This window comes from Acidovorax sp. FW305-C-20-28 (assembly GCF_058783375.1).
The window spans coordinates 42,453-59,281 of record NZ_JBYSYM010000003.1 but is presented as its reverse complement, the minus strand read 5'-3'; the positions used below and the strand labels follow the sequence as shown (position 1 = coordinate 59,281).

General features: G+C 66.3%; 21 protein-coding genes. 12 read left to right on the top strand and 9 right to left on the bottom strand.

The annotated features are described in order from the left end of the window. The first annotated feature begins 108 nt into the window (after positions 1-108). Together AC3WOH_RS05365 and AC3WOH_RS05360 are read left to right on the top strand one after the other, a co-directional pair. Positions 109-702, top strand: a complete 594-nt coding sequence (locus AC3WOH_RS05365; protein WP_492228351.1) for a chromate transporter — start codon at positions 109-111, stop codon at positions 700-702. Then, positions 699-1,298, top strand: coding sequence for a chromate transporter (locus AC3WOH_RS05360; RefSeq protein ID WP_492228350.1), 600 nt, complete (start codon positions 699-701; stop codon positions 1,296-1,298). Before AC3WOH_RS05365 ends, AC3WOH_RS05360 begins: the two co-directional genes overlap by 4 nt. On the opposite strand, the gene AC3WOH_RS05355 is transcribed toward AC3WOH_RS05360, so the two are convergent. Next, positions 1,286-2,278: a hypothetical protein gene (locus AC3WOH_RS05355; RefSeq protein ID WP_492228349.1), complete on the bottom strand. Its 993-nt coding sequence runs from the start codon at positions 2,276-2,278 to the stop codon at positions 1,286-1,288. The two genes, AC3WOH_RS05360 and AC3WOH_RS05355, sit on opposite strands and share 13 nt — an antisense overlap. A 319-nt stretch (positions 2,279-2,597) precedes the next feature. On the opposite strand from AC3WOH_RS05355, the gene AC3WOH_RS05350 reads away from it, so the two are divergent. Further along, a complete protein-coding gene (locus AC3WOH_RS05350; RefSeq protein WP_492228348.1) occupies positions 2,598-3,551 on the top strand; it encodes an aldo/keto reductase in 954 nt (317 codons plus the stop codon). A gap of 107 nt (positions 3,552-3,658) precedes the next feature. Here the strand turns inward: AC3WOH_RS05350 and AC3WOH_RS05345 are convergent, their stop codons facing one another. Both AC3WOH_RS05345 and icd read right to left on the bottom strand, forming a co-directional pair. Then, positions 3,659-4,210, bottom strand: coding sequence for a hypothetical protein (locus AC3WOH_RS05345; protein WP_492228347.1), 552 nt, complete (start codon positions 4,208-4,210; stop codon positions 3,659-3,661). A 209-nt stretch (positions 4,211-4,419) separates the two neighbouring features. Beyond that, positions 4,420-5,679, bottom strand: coding sequence for an NADP-dependent isocitrate dehydrogenase (gene icd, locus AC3WOH_RS05340; protein ID WP_184855808.1), 1,260 nt, complete (start codon positions 5,677-5,679; stop codon positions 4,420-4,422). 197 nt (positions 5,680-5,876) lie between these two features. Between icd and AC3WOH_RS05335 the strand changes: the two genes are divergently transcribed. Both AC3WOH_RS05335 and AC3WOH_RS05330 read left to right on the top strand, forming a co-directional pair. Next, positions 5,877-6,086 (top strand): hypothetical protein, encoded by a 210-nt coding sequence (locus AC3WOH_RS05335; protein ID WP_492228346.1) that lies wholly within the window; start codon positions 5,877-5,879, stop codon positions 6,084-6,086. A gap of 120 nt (positions 6,087-6,206) precedes the next feature. Further along, the gene (locus tag AC3WOH_RS05330) at positions 6,207-6,704 is read left to right on the top strand and encodes a DUF192 domain-containing protein (protein WP_492228345.1); all 498 of its coding nucleotides are present in this window, start codon (positions 6,207-6,209) and stop codon (positions 6,702-6,704) included. 86 nt (positions 6,705-6,790) lie between these two features. Here AC3WOH_RS05330 and AC3WOH_RS05325 read toward each other — a convergent pair whose 3' ends face one another. Together AC3WOH_RS05325 and xseA are read right to left on the bottom strand one after the other, a co-directional pair. Beyond that, positions 6,791-7,372: a superoxide dismutase gene (locus tag AC3WOH_RS05325; protein WP_184855805.1), complete on the bottom strand. Its 582-nt coding sequence runs from the start codon at positions 7,370-7,372 to the stop codon at positions 6,791-6,793. Positions 7,373-7,540: 168 nt separating this feature from the next. Further along, positions 7,541-8,854 (bottom strand): exodeoxyribonuclease VII large subunit, encoded by a 1,314-nt coding sequence (xseA, locus tag AC3WOH_RS05320; protein WP_492228344.1) that lies wholly within the window; start codon positions 8,852-8,854, stop codon positions 7,541-7,543. Positions 8,855-9,208: 354 nt separating this feature from the next. On the opposite strand from xseA, the gene AC3WOH_RS05315 reads away from it, so the two are divergent. The 6 genes from AC3WOH_RS05315 to adk all read left to right on the top strand — a co-directional run bounded on the left by AC3WOH_RS05315 (position 9,209) and on the right by adk (position 13,334). Continuing rightward, on the top strand, positions 9,209-9,850 hold the full coding sequence (locus tag AC3WOH_RS05315; protein ID WP_184855803.1) for a MotA/TolQ/ExbB proton channel family protein: 642 nt from the start codon (positions 9,209-9,211) through the stop codon (positions 9,848-9,850). A gap of 10 nt (positions 9,851-9,860) precedes the next feature. After that, positions 9,861-10,301, top strand: coding sequence for an ExbD/TolR family protein (locus tag AC3WOH_RS05310; protein ID WP_184855802.1), 441 nt, complete (start codon positions 9,861-9,863; stop codon positions 10,299-10,301). Next, positions 10,301-11,359, top strand: coding sequence for a tetraacyldisaccharide 4'-kinase (gene lpxK, locus AC3WOH_RS05305; RefSeq protein ID WP_492228343.1), 1,059 nt, complete (start codon positions 10,301-10,303; stop codon positions 11,357-11,359). Before AC3WOH_RS05310 ends, lpxK begins: the two co-directional genes overlap by 1 nt. Positions 11,360-11,396: 37 nt before the next feature. Next, positions 11,397-11,579, top strand: coding sequence for a Trm112 family protein (locus AC3WOH_RS05300; RefSeq protein WP_007858740.1), 183 nt, complete (start codon positions 11,397-11,399; stop codon positions 11,577-11,579). Continuing rightward, positions 11,576-12,367: a 3-deoxy-manno-octulosonate cytidylyltransferase gene (gene kdsB, locus AC3WOH_RS05295; protein WP_492228342.1), complete on the top strand. Its 792-nt coding sequence runs from the start codon at positions 11,576-11,578 to the stop codon at positions 12,365-12,367. The genes AC3WOH_RS05300 and kdsB overlap by 4 nt, the downstream gene beginning before the upstream one ends. Before the next feature lie 310 nt (positions 12,368-12,677). Beyond that, a complete protein-coding gene (gene adk / locus AC3WOH_RS05290; RefSeq protein ID WP_184855800.1) occupies positions 12,678-13,334 on the top strand; it encodes an adenylate kinase in 657 nt (218 codons plus the stop codon). Positions 13,335-13,423: 89 nt separating this feature from the next. Here adk and AC3WOH_RS05285 read toward each other — a convergent pair whose 3' ends face one another. The 4 genes from AC3WOH_RS05285 to AC3WOH_RS05270 all read right to left on the bottom strand — a co-directional run bounded on the left by AC3WOH_RS05285 (position 13,424) and on the right by AC3WOH_RS05270 (position 16,060). Beyond that, complete coding sequence (locus tag AC3WOH_RS05285; protein ID WP_492228341.1) at positions 13,424-13,918, bottom strand: DUF3617 domain-containing protein; 495 nt, start codon at positions 13,916-13,918, stop codon at positions 13,424-13,426. 119 nt (positions 13,919-14,037) lie between these two features. Then, the gene (locus AC3WOH_RS05280; protein WP_492228340.1) at positions 14,038-14,517 is read right to left on the bottom strand and encodes a DUF6152 family protein; all 480 of its coding nucleotides are present in this window, start codon (positions 14,515-14,517) and stop codon (positions 14,038-14,040) included. A gap of 160 nt (positions 14,518-14,677) precedes the next feature. Continuing rightward, on the bottom strand, positions 14,678-15,097 hold the full coding sequence (locus AC3WOH_RS05275) for a hypothetical protein (RefSeq protein ID WP_492228339.1): 420 nt from the start codon (positions 15,095-15,097) through the stop codon (positions 14,678-14,680). Between the two features lie 9 nt (positions 15,098-15,106). Beyond that, complete coding sequence (locus tag AC3WOH_RS05270; protein ID WP_492228338.1) at positions 15,107-16,060, bottom strand: asparaginase; 954 nt, start codon at positions 16,058-16,060, stop codon at positions 15,107-15,109. An 83-nt stretch (positions 16,061-16,143) separates the two neighbouring features. On the opposite strand from AC3WOH_RS05270, the gene lexA reads away from it, so the two are divergent. Beyond that, the gene (gene lexA, locus AC3WOH_RS05265; RefSeq protein ID WP_492228337.1) at positions 16,144-16,818 is read left to right on the top strand and encodes a transcriptional repressor LexA; all 675 of its coding nucleotides are present in this window, start codon (positions 16,144-16,146) and stop codon (positions 16,816-16,818) included. Positions 16,819-16,829: the final 11 nt, after the last annotated feature.

Genomic DNA, 16,829 nt, shown 5'->3' with positions numbered 1-16,829 from the left:
AATGGTTCAAGGGAAACGGGAGGACGCCAGCATACCCACCGGCGGGCGTTTACCATCGCAGGGGCACATTCGCTTGCGCCCGGTCTTTGTCTTCCCTGCCTTGCATCCATGCTCCCGCCCTCCCCCAGCCCTTCCATTCCGGCAGAGCCCCGCCCGGCCCCGCGCAACTGCACCGACCTGTTCTGGTCCTTCACCTGGCTGGCGCTACAGGGCTTTGGCGGGGTGCTGGCCGTGGTGCAGCGCGAACTGGTGGAGCGCAAGCGCTGGATGACCAACGAGGAATTCGTCGAGGAATGGGCCGTGGCGCAGATCATGCCCGGCCCCAACGTGGTCAACCTGTCCATCACCATCGGCGACCGCTACTTCGGCTGGCGCGGCGCGCTGGCGGCGCTGGCCGGCATGCTGCTGTTTCCGCTCATGCTGGTGCTCACGCTGGCCGTGGTCTACGCCCAGTTCGCCAGCCACCCGGCCGTGGCCGGGGCATTGCGCGGCATGGGTGCGGTGGCTGCCGGGCTGATTGCGGGCACGGGGCTCAAGCTTTCGGCCACGCTGCGAACCCACCCCCTCGGCCCGGCCTTGTGCTCGGTGATCACGGTGCTCACCGCGGTGGCCATGGCCGTGCTGCGCTGGCCGCTGGTCTGGACCCTGCCGCTACTGGGCGGCACAGCCTGCCTGCTCACCTGGCGAAAGCTGGCACCATGACCGGCGCAACCATCCACCTGGGCTGGGCCGACTGGCTGCAGCTCTTCCTTTACTACATGTCGCTGTCGCTGCTGGCCGTGGGCGGTGCCATTGCCACCGCACCCGACATGCACCGCTTCCTGGTGGAAAAGAACGCCTGGCTGGCCGACCCGCAGTTCAACGCCTCCATTGCGATTGCCCAGGCCGCCCCCGGGCCCAACGTGCTCTTCATCGCGCTGCTGGGCTGGAACGTTGGGCTCAATGCCGGCGGCGCCGGCCCGCTGGGCTGGGCCCTGGGCGCCTTGGGCATGGCTGTGTGCATGGTAGGCGTGATGCTGCCCAGCAGCCTGCTGACCTGGCTGGCCACGCGCTGGGGCCACCGCAACCGCGAACGGCGCGGCGTGCGCGCCTTCAAGCAGGGCATGGTGCCGGTGGTCATCGGCCTGCTGCTGGCCACCACCTGGGTGCTGGCCCAGGCCCATGGCGGCCTGGCCACCGCCTGGCCGCTGTGGTTGACCACCGTGGTGACCATGCTGCTGGTGTGGAAGACGCGCCTGCACCTGCTGTGGATGCTGGGTGCAGGCGCCCTGCTGGGCGCACTCGGCTATATGGGGTGACCGTTGATGTGCGAGCTCGACTTGATGTACAGCGTAATGGGGTTGCCCGCACCATCGTCGCCCGCAATCACCAGGGGCAGGCCCGTGCCCTTGGCCGTCCACCCTGCCGACACGCGCGTGCCATTGGTCCATTCGAACTTGCAGGCCATGTAGGTGCCGGCGGGCACGGTCACGCTTTCCTGGCCCCGGTAGGTGATGGTCTGTGATTCGCGGGTCGTGTTGGTCTGCGTCGGCAGGCCCGGGAGCTCCATGGTGGTCTGGCGCACCTCATTGATCGTGTAGCTCTCATTGAGCGCCAGCGCGAAGTCGCGCACGCGGTTGGCCGGGTTGAGCACCATGGTGGTCCGCATGCCCGCAATCGGTGCCTCCACGCGCGCCGTGCTGCCATAGCGCAGCAGCACCGGGCCCTGTGCGGTGGTTTCCAGCTTGTCGTATTCCCACACCCGGGCGTTGAACGTGGTGGCGCCCGCCTTGCTCACCAGCACCGTGCGCTCGGTCTCGATCAGCCCGGACTGCCCGGCAAAGCTGGCAGGGGGGTTGATGCGCCCCTCGGTGCTGAACTGCACAGCGCCATCGGCAGACTGCCAGTCCCAGCGGTAGGTCGTGCCCTGCTGCAGCAGCACGGGGTTGAAGCAGTCCGACGCGGCCCCGGTGCCCGTGCCGGGCGGGGGCACGGAGGTGTTCTCGCACAGCGCGGCATTGAGCTGGCACAGGACGGCCGTCAGGTCCACGATCTGCCCCGCGGTCTGGGTCTGGCTGGCCACGAGAAACCGCCCCTCGCTGAAGGCAAAGGCATTGCCTGCCGAGGCGTAGAACCGGTAGGCATAGGGCCCGGCCATTCCGTCCTGCCCGGTGCCGGCCGGGAAAAGGGCGGGGAAGGAGCTTTCGAGCCATTGCCGCGCCGCGTCGCGGCTGGATGGGCGCACGGTCGGTTCGGCCTGCGCCGTGGCCGCGAGCATTGCGCCGAGGGCCAAGGCCACTGCGCACCTGGTAGTTGATCGCATCATGGTTTCTCCGGTGAAGGCGTAGACCAGGAGCTCTGCAGATCCGGGCTTGCCAGACATCCCCGTGGGTACCCACCAAGGCCTGCAAGTCACGGGTTCCTTGCGGCTGGGCGAAGTGTCTCTTTGGCGTCGCCCTGAAGTCCATAGGCCGGCAGGGCCGCAGATGCCCCAGCCGTGAACAAGATCACGCACAGGCCTGCTGGCAGCGCAGAGCCCTGTGCCTGCAGCAGTTCTCAAAAGCAGCAACAATGTCCTGGAACCACTGCTCCCGCTCTCCACCAAGGAATCCCGCTCCATGAACCTCCGTCCCCTGGGCCGCTCGGGCCTCAACGTTTCTCCCCTGTGCTTTGGCGGCAACGTCTTCGGCTGGACGGCCGACGAGGCCACTTCGTTCTCGCTGCTCGATGCCTGGCTGGACGCGGGCTTCAATTTCATCGACACGGCCGACGTGTACTCGCGCTGGGTACCGGGACACACCGGCGGCGAGTCCGAATCCGTGATCGGCCGCTGGTTGGCAAAAAGCGGCAAGCGCAACCAGATCGTGCTGGCCACCAAGGTCGGCAAGGACATGGGCGACGGCAAGGTAGGCCTGCGCCCCGAATACATCCGCCAGGCGGTGGAGGCATCGCTCAAGCGCCTGCAGACCGACCGCATCGACCTCTACCAGTCGCACGACGACGATGCCAGCGTGCCGCTGGCCGACACCTTGGGCGCCTACGACGACCTGATCAAGGCCGGCAAGGTGCGTGCCATCGGCGCCTCCAACTTCACCGCAGCCCGCCTGGCCGAGGCCCTGGCGACCAGCGAACGCTTGGGCCTGGTGCGCTACGAAAGCCTGCAGCCCCTGTTCAACCTGTACGACCGCGCCGTGTTCGAGAAGGAGCTGCAGCCGCTGTGCGTGGACAAGGGGGTGGGCGTGATCAACTTCTATGCGCTGGCCGCCGGCTTTCTGACCGGCAAGTACCGCACCGAGGCCGATGCCGCCAAGAGCGCGCGCGGCAAGAACACCACGGCCAAGTACCTCAACGCGCGCGGCCTGCGCATCCTGGCTGCGCTGGACACCGTGGCCGCGCGCCTGGACGCCACGCCCGGCCAGGTGGCCGTGGCCTGGCAGATCGTGCAGCCAGGCATCACCGCGCCGATTGCCAGCGCCACCTCGCTGGAGCAGTTGCAGGACCTGGTGAAGGCCAGCCAGCTCACGCTAGATACCGAGGCCCTGGCCACCCTGGGTGCGGCCAGCGCAGAGTGAGTCACACCGGCAGGTGGCACTCAGCCCCATTGGGCACCGACGCCGCCTGTTCACCCAAGACCTGAACCGCCGCCTCGGAGCGGCTTTGGCGTTGCCGCCGAAATCACTCAGGCCGGCAGCGTGTCCAGAATGCGCCGGTTGGCCTTGATGTGCGCTTCGATCTTGTCGATCTGCTCATCCAGGGTTTTCGTCTCCTGCGCCAGGTCGAACCTCGGCAACCTGTACTTCTTGTAGACCAGCACCAAGGTGCCGATCAACACCCCAAAGAAGCACGCAATCTGCCAGGCAGTGTCCAACATCGGCCCCAAGAGGACCGCCCAGAGAATGGAGACGCACACCACGGCAATGAGGGCAATGGTGCGCCGATCGGTCTTGGCCTGCTCCAACTGGCGCTGGAGCCGGTGGACCACCTTCTCTCGCCGCGCCAGCACTTCGTCCAGCTCGCGCGCCAGTCTGGGCATGGCCAGTTCCGCAGCCGTGCGGTCTGTCCCTCTCTGCACCGCACCGATCGCCGCTTCCAGCTTGCGGGTGGAAATCGCACCTCCCGCACGCTCCACGATCTGCGCAACGCCACAATAGGCGCAGGTAAAGCGCTCCAGATCAGCCCCCACCTCCAGCGGCGCGGAGCAATTGGCGCAGACAAGGTTCAGCAACGGCACAACAAAATCTCCCTCTGTGATCGCCTGAATCTATCACTGGTGACCGGGTGTCAAAAGCACCCAAATGGCGCAGTTCGCCAGCCCGGCACCCTCAACAGCCTCGATGCTGCCGGCGTGCCCACTTCGGCACCCAGACGGGCAGAAAAAAGGCCCGCATCCACTGGAGCGGGCCTGCCTTGCGGGTCCTCAAGGAACCCGGGGAAACTCCATCACATGTTGTCGATCATGACCTGGCCAAAGCCCGAGCAGCTGACCTGCGTGGCGCCATCCATCAGGCGCGCGAAGTCATAGGTGACCTTCTTCGACGCGATCGACTTTTCGAGCGAGCTGATGATGAGATTGGCGGCCTCGACCCAGCCCATGTGGCGCAGCATCATCTCGGCCGAGAGGATTTCGGAGCCGGGGTTCACGTAGTCCTTGCCCGCGTACTTCGGGGCCGTGCCGTGGGTGGCCTCGAAGCAGGCCACCGAGTCGGACATGTTGGCGCCAGGCGCGATGCCGATGCCGCCGACCTGCGCGGCCAGCGCGTCGGAGATGTAGTCGCCGTTGAGGTTGAGCGTGGCCACCACCGAATACTCGGCAGGGCGCAGCAGGATCTGCTGCAGGAAGGCATCGGCGATGCTGTCCTTGATGGTGATCTCCCGGCCCGTCTTGGGGTTCTTGAACTTGCACCAGGGGCCGCCGTCGATCGGCTGGGCGCCAAATTCCTTTTGCGCCAGGGCATAGGCCCAGTCGCGGAAGCCCCCTTCGGTGAACTTCATGATGTTGCCCTTGTGCACGATGGTCACGCTGGGCTTGTCGTTGTCGATGGCGTACTGGATGGCCTTGCGCACCAGGCGCTCCGTGCCTTCGCGCGAAACCGGCTTGACGCCCAGGCCCGAGGTGTTGGGGAAGCGGATCTTCTTGACACCCATCTCGTCGAGCAGGAACTTGATGAGCTTCTTGGCCTTGTCCGACTCGGCCTCGAACTCGATGCCCGCGTAGATGTCTTCGGAGTTCTCGCGGAAGATCACCATGTTGGTCTTCTCGGGCTCCTTCAGGGGCGAGGGCACGCCCTTGAAATACTGCACGGGGCGCAGGCAGACGTACAGGTCGAGTTCCTGGCGCAGGGCCACGTTGAGCGAGCGGATGCCGCCGCCCACGGGCGTGGTCAGCGGGCCCTTGATGGACACCACGTACTCGCGCAGCACGGCCAGCGTCTCGTCGGGCAGCCACACATCGGGGCCGTAGACCTTGGTGGACTTCTCGCCGGCGTAGACCTCCATCCAGTGGATCTTCTTCTTGCCGCCATAGGCCTTGGCCACGGCCGCGTCCACCACCTTGATCATGACGGGCGTGATGTCGAGGCCGGTGCCATCGCCTTCGATGAAGGGGATGATGGGCTCGTCCGGCACGTTCAGCGACATATCGGCATTGACGGTGATTTTCTGGCCTTGGGCAGGCACCTGGATGTGCTGGTAGCTGGTCATGGACGGGGGTCTCCGTTGGATATCTGAAACACAATTGTGCAGACGGGGGCAAGCGCCCCCTGATCGCAAAGATTCTATAGACAAAAAAATGCCGAAAACCCCTGTCAACCGCGCGCGGGCTGCTATCGTTGCAGGTGGAGCCTCGTGAATATTTTGCGAGGCCCTCAACCCGATAGTTCGTCTAGGAAATGGCACATATGAAAAAACTCCTCGCTGTCCTGATGGCTGGTCTGTTCTCGGCCGGTGCGTCCTTCGCACAGGCTCCAGCCGCCCCCGCTGCTGCTCCAGCTCCCGCCGCCGCACCTGCGGCTGCTCCCGCTCCTGCGGCCAAGGCCCCTGCCCACAAGCAGTCCAAGAAAGTGGCCCAGAAGAAGACCAAGAAGCACGCCAAGAAGGCTGCCGCCTGATGCGGCTGGGGGTTTGTGCGGATCTCTGACCCCCTCCCTCCCGGTTTGCTTCAAAATCGCCCGCAGTCGCGGGCGATTTTGTTTCTGGCGCCCTTTCCTCCCATCGACCGAGCTTCTTCCATGCCCTGCCTCCGCCTTGCCTCCCCCACCCCGTTCCTGCGCCGCCATGGCCTGCTGGCCGTCCTCCTGGCAGCATCGCTCGTAGCCGTGGCACCTGCCAGCCAGGCCCAGGAAGGGCCCCAGCTGAACCTGCAGCGTGTGGAACTCACGGCGGGCATGCACCGCATCGATGCCCAGGTGGCCGTGGCCCCGGTGGAGCGCCAGATCGGCCTGATGAACCGGCCCGAGATGCCCCAGCACGAAGGCATGCTGTTCGTCTTCGAGCAGCCCAGCGAGCAGTGCTTCTGGATGAAGAACACGCTGCTGCCGCTGACGGCGGCCTTTGTGGCGGACGATGGCACCATCGTCAACCTGGAGGACATGAAGCCCCAGACGCTCGATTCGCACTGCTCCAAGAAGCCGGTGCGCTTCGTGCTGGAAATGAACCAGGGCTGGTTCGCCAAGAAGGGCATCAAGGCCGGCTTCAAGCTTGGCGGCGCCCCCTTCTCGAAGAAGTGAGCTTCCTGCGCCCATGAAAAAAAACGGCCCTTGGGCCGTTTTTTCGTTTCCGCCCATCGGGGCGGATGGACTGCCGTCTGCGGCAATCAGGCGAAGTTGGCTTCGGCGAACTTCCAGTTGACCAGCTTGTCCAGGAAGGTTTCGACGAACTTGGGGCGCAGGTTGCGGTAGTCGATGTAGTAGGCGTGTTCCCACACGTCCACCGTCAGCAGGGCCTTGTCGGCCGTGGTCAGGGGCGTGCCGGCAGCGCCGGTGTTCACGATGTCGACGCTGCCGTCGGCCTTCTTGACCAGCCAGGTCCAGCCCGAACCGAAGTTGCCCACGGCGCTCTTCACAAAGGCTTCCTTGAAGGCGGCGTAGCTGCCCCACTTGGCGTTGATGGCCGTGGCCAGCGCGCCCGATGGCTCGCCGCCGCCGGCGGGGGCCATGCAGTTCCAGAAGAAGGTGTGGTTCCAGATCTGTGCCGCGTTGTTGTAGATGCCGCCGCTGGACTTCTTGACGATCTCTTCCAGGGACATCGATTCGAATTCGGTGCCCTTTTGCAGGTTGTTGAGGTTCACCACGTAGGCGTTGTGGTGCTTGCCGTGGTGGAATTCCAGCGTTTCCTTGCTGTAGTGGGGAGCCAGGGCATCGATGGCGTAAGGCAGCGGGGGAAGGGTATGTTCCATGGTTTTTCCTCGTGGTGGTTTGAATCGGGTGGGCTGCCGCTGCGTCCATGCGGCAATGCAGCAAGCCCCAGGCGAACGGGCATTGTAGGAAGAACGTGTGACCTGTGCAGCGAAGTTGGCAAGCAATCGTGCGCTGCAGGGAGGTACGGGCTCTGATCCTACAGTGCACTACAGCAATCGCGGCTGGCTGGCGACGGTGACGTCCACCACGCCATCGGCCAGCGTGGCCTTCAGCGCGTCGCCCGGTCGGGCCTGCTGCACGCTGGTGACCGAGCGGCCTTCGGCATCGGCCAACAGGGCATAGCCGCGCTGCAGCACCAGGCGCGGGTCCAGAAGCTCCAGGCGCAGTGCGGCACGGTCCACCCGCTCGCGCAGGCCGTCGATGCGGCGTTGCACCTGTACCGGCAAGGCAGCCGCAGCGGCCTGCTGGGCCTGCTCCATGCGCTGCAGGCGCAGCAGCACGGCGTGGCGCATGCGTTGGGCCGTGCGGGCCAATTGCAATTGCTCGCGCGCCACCAGACCCGAAGGCCGGCCCAGACGCGCGGCCGCCTGGTCCAGCCGCTGGTGGCGGGCGTCGAGCAGGCGCTGGATGCCATCGGCCATGCGGCCTTCGATCAGGTCCAGGGCACCCAGCCAGACCTCGCGCGGCTGTGCCACCAATTCGGCGGCCGCCGTGGGCGTGGGTGCGCGCAGGTCGGCGCAGAAATCGGCAATCGTGAAGTCGGTCTCGTGCCCCACCCCGCTGACCAGCGGCACCGGGCTTTGCACGATGGTGCGGGCCAGGTGCTCGTCGTTGAAGGCCCACAGGTCCTCGATGGAGCCGCCACCGCGCACCAGCAGGATGGTGTCGATGTGCGGCTGGCCCTCCACAGGCCCCTGCTCTGCCAGCCGGTACAGCCGCGACAGCGCCGAGACGATGGACTGCGGCGCTGCCGCGCCCTGCACCTGCGCCGGGGCCAGCACCACGGGGATGTGCGGTGCGCGGCGGCGCAGGGCCGTCACCACGTCGTGCAGCGCAGCCGCTCCGAGCGAAGTGACCAGGCCGATGCCGCGTGGCTGCACGGGCAGCGGCCGCTTGCGGGCCGCATCGAACAGGCCTTCGGACTCCAACTGGGCCTTCAGGCGCAGGAACTGCTCGAACAGAGCCCCCTGCCCTGCGCGCTGCATGCTTTCCACAATGAACTGCAGGTCGCCCCGGGCTTCATAGACCCCGAGCTTGCCGCGCACTTCCACCAATTCGCCATCGCGCGGCGAAAAGTCAAGCAGGCTGGCGGCCCGGCGGAACATGGCGCAACGCAACTGGCCTTGGGGATCCTTGATCGAGAAATAGCAATGCCCGCTGGATGCGCGCGAGAAGCCCGTGATCTCGCCGCGCACCGCGACAGGATTGAAGCGCGCCTCCAACGCATCAGCAATGGCGCGGCACAGCGCTCCAACTTCCCAGACGCGGGGCGCCGCCATGGGGTTTGTACGTTCAAACATGAGCAACGGCGGCCATTGGCGCCCCATTGGCAGAGCGAGTCTTCCACAGAAACGGCGAAGCTGCCGCCGAGCGTGCCTGAGAACGATTCTCGCCTTGCGCGCCACAGATATACGTGCAAGCTATTGATTTATAAGGATTTTTCACTGCGCAATTTTTCATCAATCTGTTGCAAGCACGGCGCCAAGCCACTTTGCGGCCCCCGGCAACCCGGTTGTCCACAAAGTTATCCACAGTTTTTGTGGGTGACGCCACAGTGCATGGGAAGCGCCCGCCAAGGTAACGGTTTGTGACCAAAAGCGGCCGAGAAGCTGGGCCATAATCGCCGATTGCCCCTCATCTGCGCGGAGAGAGATTTGCTGTCCATCATACAAGCCGCAGGCTGGCCGATCTGGCCTCTGATCCTGTGTTCCATCCTCGGAATGGCCCTGGTCATCGAACGTTTCGTGGCCCTCAAGACGGCCCGTGTGGCGCCGCCCAAGCTGCTCGATGAAGCCATCACCGTCTCGTCGAAAAGCCTGCCCACGCCCGACGTGGTGAACCAGTTGGCCCAGAACTCCGCCCTGGGCGAGGTACTGGCCAGCGGCCTGCGCACGCTCAACAGCAACCCGCAGTGCAGCGAGGCCGACCTGCGGGCCGCCATGGAAGGCACGGGCCGCTCCGTCGCCCACCGGCTCGAAAAATACCTGTCCGCCCTGGCCACCATCGCCTCGGCGGCCCCTCTGCTGGGCCTCTTGGGCACCGTCATCGGCATGATCGAGATCTTCGGCTCCCAGGTAGGTGCTGGCGGCGTGGGCCAGGCCATGGGTGGGGGCAACCCGGCCCGCCTGGCGCACGGTATCTCGATCGCCCTGTACAACACGGCCTTCGGCCTGATCGTGGCCATCCCGGCGCTGATCTTTTGGCGCTACTTCCGCGGCCGCGTCGATGCCTACCTGCTGACCCTGGAACTCGCGTCCGAGCAGTTCGTGCGCCACATCTTGCGCCACAAGAAGTGACGGGGCGGCCATGAACTTCCGCCCCCGCACCAAGGAAGAACCGGAGATCAACCTGATCCCGTTCATCGACGTGCTGCTGGTGATCCTCATCTTTCTGATGCTGACCACCACCTACAGCAAGTTCACCGAACTGCAGCTGACCCTGCCCGTGGCCGACACCGAGCAGCAGCGCGACCACCCCAAAGAGGTCGTGGTCGCCGTGGCGGCAGATGGCCGCTATGCGGTCAACAAGACGGGCGTGGACGGCAAGAGCGTCGATGCCGTGGCACGCGCCCTGCGCGATGCAGCCACCGCCATCGGCAAGGACAGCGTGGTCATCATCAGCGCCGATGCACTGTCGCCCCACCAGGCCGTGGTGACGGTGATGGAGGCCGCGCGCCGCGTGGGCCTCACGCAGATCACCTTCGCCACCCAGTCGTCGGCCGGCGCGCGGGCAGCCAACGGTCGTTGATGGCCGGGCGCGAGCAGCCCTCCTCTGCCGGACTGCGGCAGGCCTGGCACACCCGGGGACCTGCCGCCTGGGCCCTGTGGCCCGCCTCCCTTCTCTATGCGAGCCTGGTGCGGCTGCGCCGCGCCCTGTACCGCAGCGGCCTGCTGCGCTCCGAGCACCCGGGCAGGCCCACCATCGTGGTGGGCAATGTGATTGCCGGCGGCGCCGGCAAGACCCCGGTGGTGATGGCCCTGGTGGAACACCTCCAGGCCCGGGGACTCAAGCCCGGGGTCATTTCGCGCGGCTACGGCCGCAGCACCAGCGACTGCCGCGAGGTGCTGGCCGACAGCCCGGCCAGCGAAGTCGGCGATGAACCGGCACTGATCGCGCGCGACTGCCATGTGCCGGTCTTCGTGGACCGCCAGCGCAGCACCGCCGCCCGCGCACTGCTGGCCCGCCACCCTGGCACCGATGTCATCGTCTGCGACGACGGCCTGCAGCACCTGGCGCTGCAACGCGACCTGGAGGTCTGCGTCTTCAATGACCAAGGGGTGGGCAATGGCTTTCTGCTGCCCGCAGGGCCGCTGCGCGAGCCCTGGCCGCGCGCGGTGGACTGGGTGCTCCATCCCGACTCCGCCGCCGCCCCCGCGAGCCCTGCGGCCACATTCGCCTTGCGGCGCGGCCTGGCCGAGCATGCCGTGCGGGCCGATGGCAGCCGCATCCCCCTGCAGTCGCTGCGGGGCCGGCCTGTGCATGCCTTGGCGGCGATTGCCCGGCCCGAGGATTTTTTCGGCATGCTGCGGCAGCGGGGTCTGGACCTTGCGCGCACCACGGCCCTGCCCGACCACCACGACTTCACCGGCTGGGGTGAAGGAGAAGAGGGCTCCAGCGGACCACTGCCGCTGCTGTGCACGGCCAAGGACGCCGTGAAGCTCTGGCCGCTGCGCCCCGATGCCCTGGCAGTGCCGCTGGAGGTGCGCGTGGATCCCGCCTTTTTCACCGCACTGGACGCCCGGTTGGCAATGCTGGTGGCTCCAGTCTCGCTATCATCGCCCCCTGCCCGCCCGCCGGTTGCATGATCGACCGCAGGCACCACCGTCTTCCCTGAGAGCTGCCATGGACCCCAAACTGCTTGAACTGCTGGTCTGCCCCGTCACCAAGGGCCCGCTGACCTTTGACCGCGAGCACCAGGAGCTGGTCTCGCGCAGCGCGCGCCTGGCCTACCCGGTGCGCGACGGCATCCCCGTGCTGCTCGAGAACGAGGCGCGCACGCTCACCGACGAAGAAGTCGAGGCATGAGCCCCGTGACGGTGCCCGCGCCCTTCACCGTCGTGATCCCGGCACGCATGGCCTCGAGCCGCCTGCCGGACAAGCCTCTGGCCGACATCGCCGGCCTGCCCATGGTGGTGCGCGTGGCCCAGCGCGCCGCACTGAGCGCCGCCGCCCGCGTGGTGGTGGCGGCCGATGACCCGCGCGTCATGCAGGCCTGCCAGGCGCATGGCGTGCCGGCCATTCTCACCCGCACCGACCACGCCAGCGGCAGTGACCGCCTGGCCGAGGCCTGCGAGCAACTGGGCCTCGCAGGTGACGACATCGTGGTCAATGTGCAGGGCGACGAGCCGCTGATGGACCCCAGCCTGATCGACGCCGTGGCGGGCCTGCTGCCCGCACGGCCCGAGGCCAGCATGGGCACGGCGGCCCATGCCATCCACACCCTGGCCGACTATGGGAACCCGAACGTGGTGAAGGTCGTGCTCGATGCCCGCGGCCTGGCCCACTACTTCAGCCGCGCCCCCATCCCGTGGGCGCGCGACCATGCAGGCACAGCCTGGTGGGACAACGCAGCGGGCGCAGTGCCGGCAGGCTTCGCGCCGCTGCGCCATATCGGCATCTACAGCTACCGCGCGGGCTTTCTGCGTGCGTTCCCCACGTTACCCCAGGCCCCCACCGAGGTCATGGAAGCGCTGGAGCAGTTGCGTGCCCTGTGGCATGGCCACCGCATTGCGGTGCACACCACGGACACGGCGCCAGGCCCTGGCGTGGACACCCCCGAGGACCTGGAACGCGTGCGCGCCCTTTTGGCCTGATGCCAAGGCCGGCCAAATGCACTGATCTGGTGCAGCAATGCCCCATCCTACGCATTTATACGCACGTCATATCGCGCGTGTAAGCCAGTGCAAGGCGGTCACATGCTATCCTCGACGCAACGAGAGCATTGCATCCCGGGCTCCACAAGCGCCTGCGCGAGCACTGACGTAGCAGCACACCACCCCGCAGCCTCTGCCCCATCCGTGGAGCACTGTGGTCTTTTTTTGCTGCCACTTCGGTGAGCTTTGCGCAGGCACGCGATCCGCCCCTGCCAGCAGTGCCGCCGATTTCTAACCTTCGAGGACCTTCATGAGACTGATTCTGTTGGGCGCGCCCGGCGCCGGAAAGGGCACGCAAGCCACGTTCATCTGCCAGAAGTACGGCATTCCGCAGATCTCCACCGGCGACATGCTGCGCGCAGCCGTGAAGGCCGGCACGCCGCTGGGCCTGCAGGCCGATGCGATCATGAAGTCGGGCGCCCTGGTCAGCGACGATCTGATCATCAACCTCGTCAAGGAACGCATTGCGCAGCCCGACTGCGCCAAGGGCTTCCTGTTCGATGGTTTCCCGCGCACCATCCCCCAGGCCGACGCGATGAAGGCCGCGGGCGTGAAGCTCGACTACGTGCTGGAGATCGATGTTCCCTTCGAGGCCATCGTCGAACGCATGAGCGGCCGCCGCTCGCACCCCGCCAGCGGCCGCACCTACCACGTCAAGTTCAACCCGCCCAAGGTGGAAGGCAAGGACGACGTGACCGGCGAAGACCTGATCCAGCGCGACGACGACAAGGAAGAAACCGTCAAGAAGCGCCTGCAGGTCTACAGCGACCAGACCCGCCCCCTGGTGGACTACTACAGCCAATGGGCCAAGGCCGAACCGGCCGCCGCCCCGCAGTACCGCGCCATCAGCGGCATGGGCAGCGTGGACGACATCACGCAGCGCGCCTTCGCGGCACTGGCCAGCTGATTTTTCAGCGGCCCTTCAACAACAAAGCCGGGCATGCCCGGCTTTGTTGTTTCTAGCTCTCCGGCGAAGCCGCCGGCAGGGGACGCCGCTTATTTGGACTTCGCCGCAGGAGGAACAGGCATGTTGGGCATGGTCACGGCACCAGGCTTCTGACCTGCCGCGCACGGCCCCAGGTAACGGGCCTCCATCACCATCGTATCGGTGGCCTTGCCCATCATCGGAGGGTTGTAGGCGTTGTTGATCACCGTCTTGTAGCTGCTGGAGAAATCGCCCGTCGTGACCGTTCGCGACGTCACGGCAATGGTTCCCATCTTGCACTCGGAATTGCCGGTGATCGTATTACCGTCCCGCTTCAACTCATTCTTGCTGCACATGTTCTTGGCCGTTTCCAGGGCCGTCTTCTGCATCTGAGCCTCAAAGGCTTCGTCCGTGCACTGCTGCATGACGGCGGCCGGAGCACCCTCGCCCGATACGGTTTTGAGCTCCCACAGACCCGCCTTGCGCTTGGGAAGGTCCAGGGCCTGCGCAGGCAGGGCTGCCAATGCCACAACTGCAGCCACGAGAGAGAGGGAAACGAAACGCATGAGAAACTCCTGCAAGGTAATGCGCCGGATGATAGTTGTGCTCTCGCGCAGAACCGTCGCCAAGGCCAAAAGCTGTGCAACCAAACGTGCACTAATCGACGCCCGCGCCGCTTCTCGCCTCAGGCCGGACTAGAGCGCAGGCCATAAGCCTTGCCATCGACGAACAGGTACTCGGCGCGCAGCACCGGATCGCCCTTTTCCTCGCGCAGCGTGAAGCCGAGAACCGAAAGCGCCGTGCCCGGCTTGATCTCGGCCACCTGCCAGGCCTGCATGCGGGTCAGCGGCGCGAGCTCGATCTCCCACATACGGTCCTTGCGCGTGGGCAGCACGGCGCGCGCCAGCAAGGCCTTGCCATCGACCGGGGCCGTCTGCGCCGGCACGGCCCGCTGTGCCAGATTGGGCGGCAAGGCCAGGGCGGCGGGCAACTCCAGTTCCAGCTCGGCATGCGGGTTCTGCCAACGCACCTTGCGCACCGTGCCTTCCAGATAGATAGGCCGGTCGGCGTCGAAGCTGCTCCAGCCGTGGTGGGCATGGGCTGCAAGAGGCACCAAAGGCAAGGCAAAGCCAGCGAGAACCAACTGACGACGTCGTACGGACATGGAACTTCTCCTTTGCAAAAAGCGGTCTCCGCCCCCACCCCACCCACAGCCCTCGACCTATGCAACTGGCACAGACCCAATCAGCGCCACCGTGGAACTGGCTTTGCCAGGCCACCGGTGGCGTCCCCCTGAGGGGGAAGGCGCGAAGCGACTCAGGGGGCTACAAGTACGCTATCCAGCGACCACAAGCCACGACGGCCAGCCAGATGAGGGTGGACAGCAGCATCTGCGCCCGCGCCAGGCCATCGAGCCGCGCGAGTGAACCGCGCCCATGAAACCACGCCGCGTTGCAGGCGGCAAGCATCAACAACAGCATCTTGAGGGTGAATGCCCGGTTGGACAGCAGCTCCTGCGGCTGGGTGGCAAACATCACCAGGCCCGACAGGGCTGCCAGGCCAAAGCCGCACAGCGCCAGCGAGAGGCTCAGGCGCGCCAGATCGCGGGGCGCAATGGTCGCGCCCCAGCCAAACACCCGCAGCTCGAGCAGCACCAGATTGCCCAGCAGCAGTGCAATGCCCACGATGTGCACCACCTCCAGCGCCGGGTAGGCCCATACGTGGGAGCGAAGGGCAGTGAACATGGTGGGTTGTCAGCCCAGCAGATCAAGCACCAGGCTCACGCGGGCCTTGGCAGGCGACAGGCCGGGCATGGCGGCCAGGCCATCGCCGGCTGTGGGCAGCAACTGGCCTTCGCTGCAACGCGTGGAACGCACCACGCGCACCCCCACGGCCTGGGCACGCAGCAGCGCTGCCTCCAGTGCATGGTGGATGGTGCCATTGCCCGTGCAGGCCACCACCAGGCCCCGCACGCCCTCGCGCACCAGCGCATCCACGGCACGGCCGCTGGCACCCGCGTGGCTGACCACCAGCTCCACCCAGGGCCAGGGTGTATCGGCAGGCACTGCCGTGAGGGCACCCGCACCCTTGGCGCCAGCAGACTGCGGCCAGGCCTGCACCAGCCGGGCCGCGCCCTCTTCCACCCAGCCCAGCGGCCCGGCGTCGCCGGAACTGAAGGGGTCGACCCGGTAGGGGTGCACCTTTTGCACGCGCTGGGCACCATGGATGGTGCCGGCCGCCACGACGACCACGCCCTGCGCACCCTGCGTGGTGGCCACGGCCACGGCATCGAGCAGGTTCTGCGGGCCATCGGGCACCAGCGCCGTCGCCGGCCGCATGGCGCAGGTCAGCACCACGGGCTTCCTGGCATCCAGCACGGAATGCAGGAACCAAGCCGTCTCTTCGATGGTGTCGGTGCCATGGGTGATGACGATGCCGCGAACGGCCGGGTCGTCCAGGCATTCGGCGCAGCGCTGCGCCAGCGCACGCCATACGCCGTGCTCCATGTCCTTGCTGTCGATCTGGGCCACCTGCTCGACCACGAAGGGCCCGCCGGCCAAGGCCTCCAGCCCCGGAACCGCGGCCAGCAGCTCGCCCACCCCCACCTGTGCGGCTGTGTAGCCGATGTTGTCCCCCGCCTGCGCAGCGGTGCCGGCAATGGTGCCGCCCGTACCCAGAACCACAATTTTTTGCGCACTCACTTGCATACTCCGAAAAACTGGTGAAAAATACAGTTACTGGATTAAAAGACAGTCATTTGCCACTGTACCGGCACCCACTGGAAACCACCATGCTCGACAACCCCAAGCTCACGGCCCGCCAGCAACAGATTCTGGACCTGATCCAGACCGCCATTGCGCGTACCGGCGCCCCACCCACCCGCGCCGAGATCGCGACCGAGCTGGGCTTCAAATCCGCCAATGCGGCAGAAGAGCATCTGCAGGCCCTGGCCCGCAAAGGGGTGATCGAACTGGTCAGCGGCACCTCGCGCGGCATCCGCCTGCGTGGCGACACGGTGCGCTCCATCAATGCAGCGCGCGGCACCCAGTTCAGCCTGCCCATTCCCGGCCTGTCGCAGCTGGTGCTGCCCCTGATCGGCCGGGTCGCCGCAGGTTCGCCCATTCTCGCGCAGGAGCATGTCGATCAGACCTACAGCCTGGAAAACAACCTGTTCCAGCACAAGCCCGATTACCTGCTCAAGGTGCGTGGCATGTCCATGCGCGATGCCGGCATCATGGACGGCGACCTGCTGGCCGTGCAGTCCACGCGCGAGGCGCGCAATGGCCAGATCATCGTGGCCCGCCTGGGCGACGACGTCACCGTCAAGCGCCTGCGCCGCACGGCCACCGGCATCGAGCTGCTGCCCGAGAACCCCGACTACCCCGTGATCACCGTGCAGCCCGGCGAAACCTTCGAGATCGAGGGCCTGGCGGTCGGCCTGATTCGCAACACCATGCTCATGTAATCGCCGTTGCG

Excerpts from the sequence above, each read along its gene's own strand:
- AC3WOH_RS05365 (WP_492228351.1), top strand. The coding sequence starts at position 109 with ATGCTCCCGCCCTCCCCCAGCCCTTCCATTCCGGCAGAGCCCCGCCCG.
- AC3WOH_RS05360 (WP_492228350.1), top strand. The coding sequence starts at position 699 with ATGACCGGCGCAACCATCCACCTGGGCTGGGCCGACTGGCTGCAGCTC.
- AC3WOH_RS05350 (WP_492228348.1), top strand. The coding sequence starts at position 2,598 with ATGAACCTCCGTCCCCTGGGCCGCTCGGGCCTCAACGTTTCTCCCCTG.
- icd (WP_184855808.1), bottom strand. The coding sequence starts at position 5,679 with ATGACCAGCTACCAGCACATCCAGGTGCCTGCCCAAGGCCAGAAAATC.
- AC3WOH_RS05335 (WP_492228346.1), top strand. The coding sequence starts at position 5,877 with ATGAAAAAACTCCTCGCTGTCCTGATGGCTGGTCTGTTCTCGGCCGGT.
- AC3WOH_RS05330 (WP_492228345.1), top strand. The coding sequence starts at position 6,207 with ATGCCCTGCCTCCGCCTTGCCTCCCCCACCCCGTTCCTGCGCCGCCAT.
- AC3WOH_RS05325 (WP_184855805.1), bottom strand. The coding sequence starts at position 7,372 with ATGGAACATACCCTTCCCCCGCTGCCTTACGCCATCGATGCCCTGGCT.
- xseA (WP_492228344.1), bottom strand. The coding sequence starts at position 8,854 with ATGTTTGAACGTACAAACCCCATGGCGGCGCCCCGCGTCTGGGAAGTT.
- AC3WOH_RS05310 (WP_184855802.1), top strand. The coding sequence starts at position 9,861 with ATGAACTTCCGCCCCCGCACCAAGGAAGAACCGGAGATCAACCTGATC.
- lpxK (WP_492228343.1), top strand. The coding sequence starts at position 10,301 with ATGGCCGGGCGCGAGCAGCCCTCCTCTGCCGGACTGCGGCAGGCCTGG.
- AC3WOH_RS05300 (WP_007858740.1), top strand. The coding sequence starts at position 11,397 with ATGGACCCCAAACTGCTTGAACTGCTGGTCTGCCCCGTCACCAAGGGC.
- kdsB (WP_492228342.1), top strand. The coding sequence starts at position 11,576 with ATGAGCCCCGTGACGGTGCCCGCGCCCTTCACCGTCGTGATCCCGGCA.
- adk (WP_184855800.1), top strand. The coding sequence starts at position 12,678 with ATGAGACTGATTCTGTTGGGCGCGCCCGGCGCCGGAAAGGGCACGCAA.
- AC3WOH_RS05285 (WP_492228341.1), bottom strand. The coding sequence starts at position 13,918 with ATGCGTTTCGTTTCCCTCTCTCTCGTGGCTGCAGTTGTGGCATTGGCA.
- AC3WOH_RS05280 (WP_492228340.1), bottom strand. The coding sequence starts at position 14,517 with ATGTCCGTACGACGTCGTCAGTTGGTTCTCGCTGGCTTTGCCTTGCCT.
- AC3WOH_RS05275 (WP_492228339.1), bottom strand. The coding sequence starts at position 15,097 with ATGTTCACTGCCCTTCGCTCCCACGTATGGGCCTACCCGGCGCTGGAG.
- AC3WOH_RS05270 (WP_492228338.1), bottom strand. The coding sequence starts at position 16,060 with ATGCAAGTGAGTGCGCAAAAAATTGTGGTTCTGGGTACGGGCGGCACC.
- lexA (WP_492228337.1), top strand. The coding sequence starts at position 16,144 with ATGCTCGACAACCCCAAGCTCACGGCCCGCCAGCAACAGATTCTGGAC.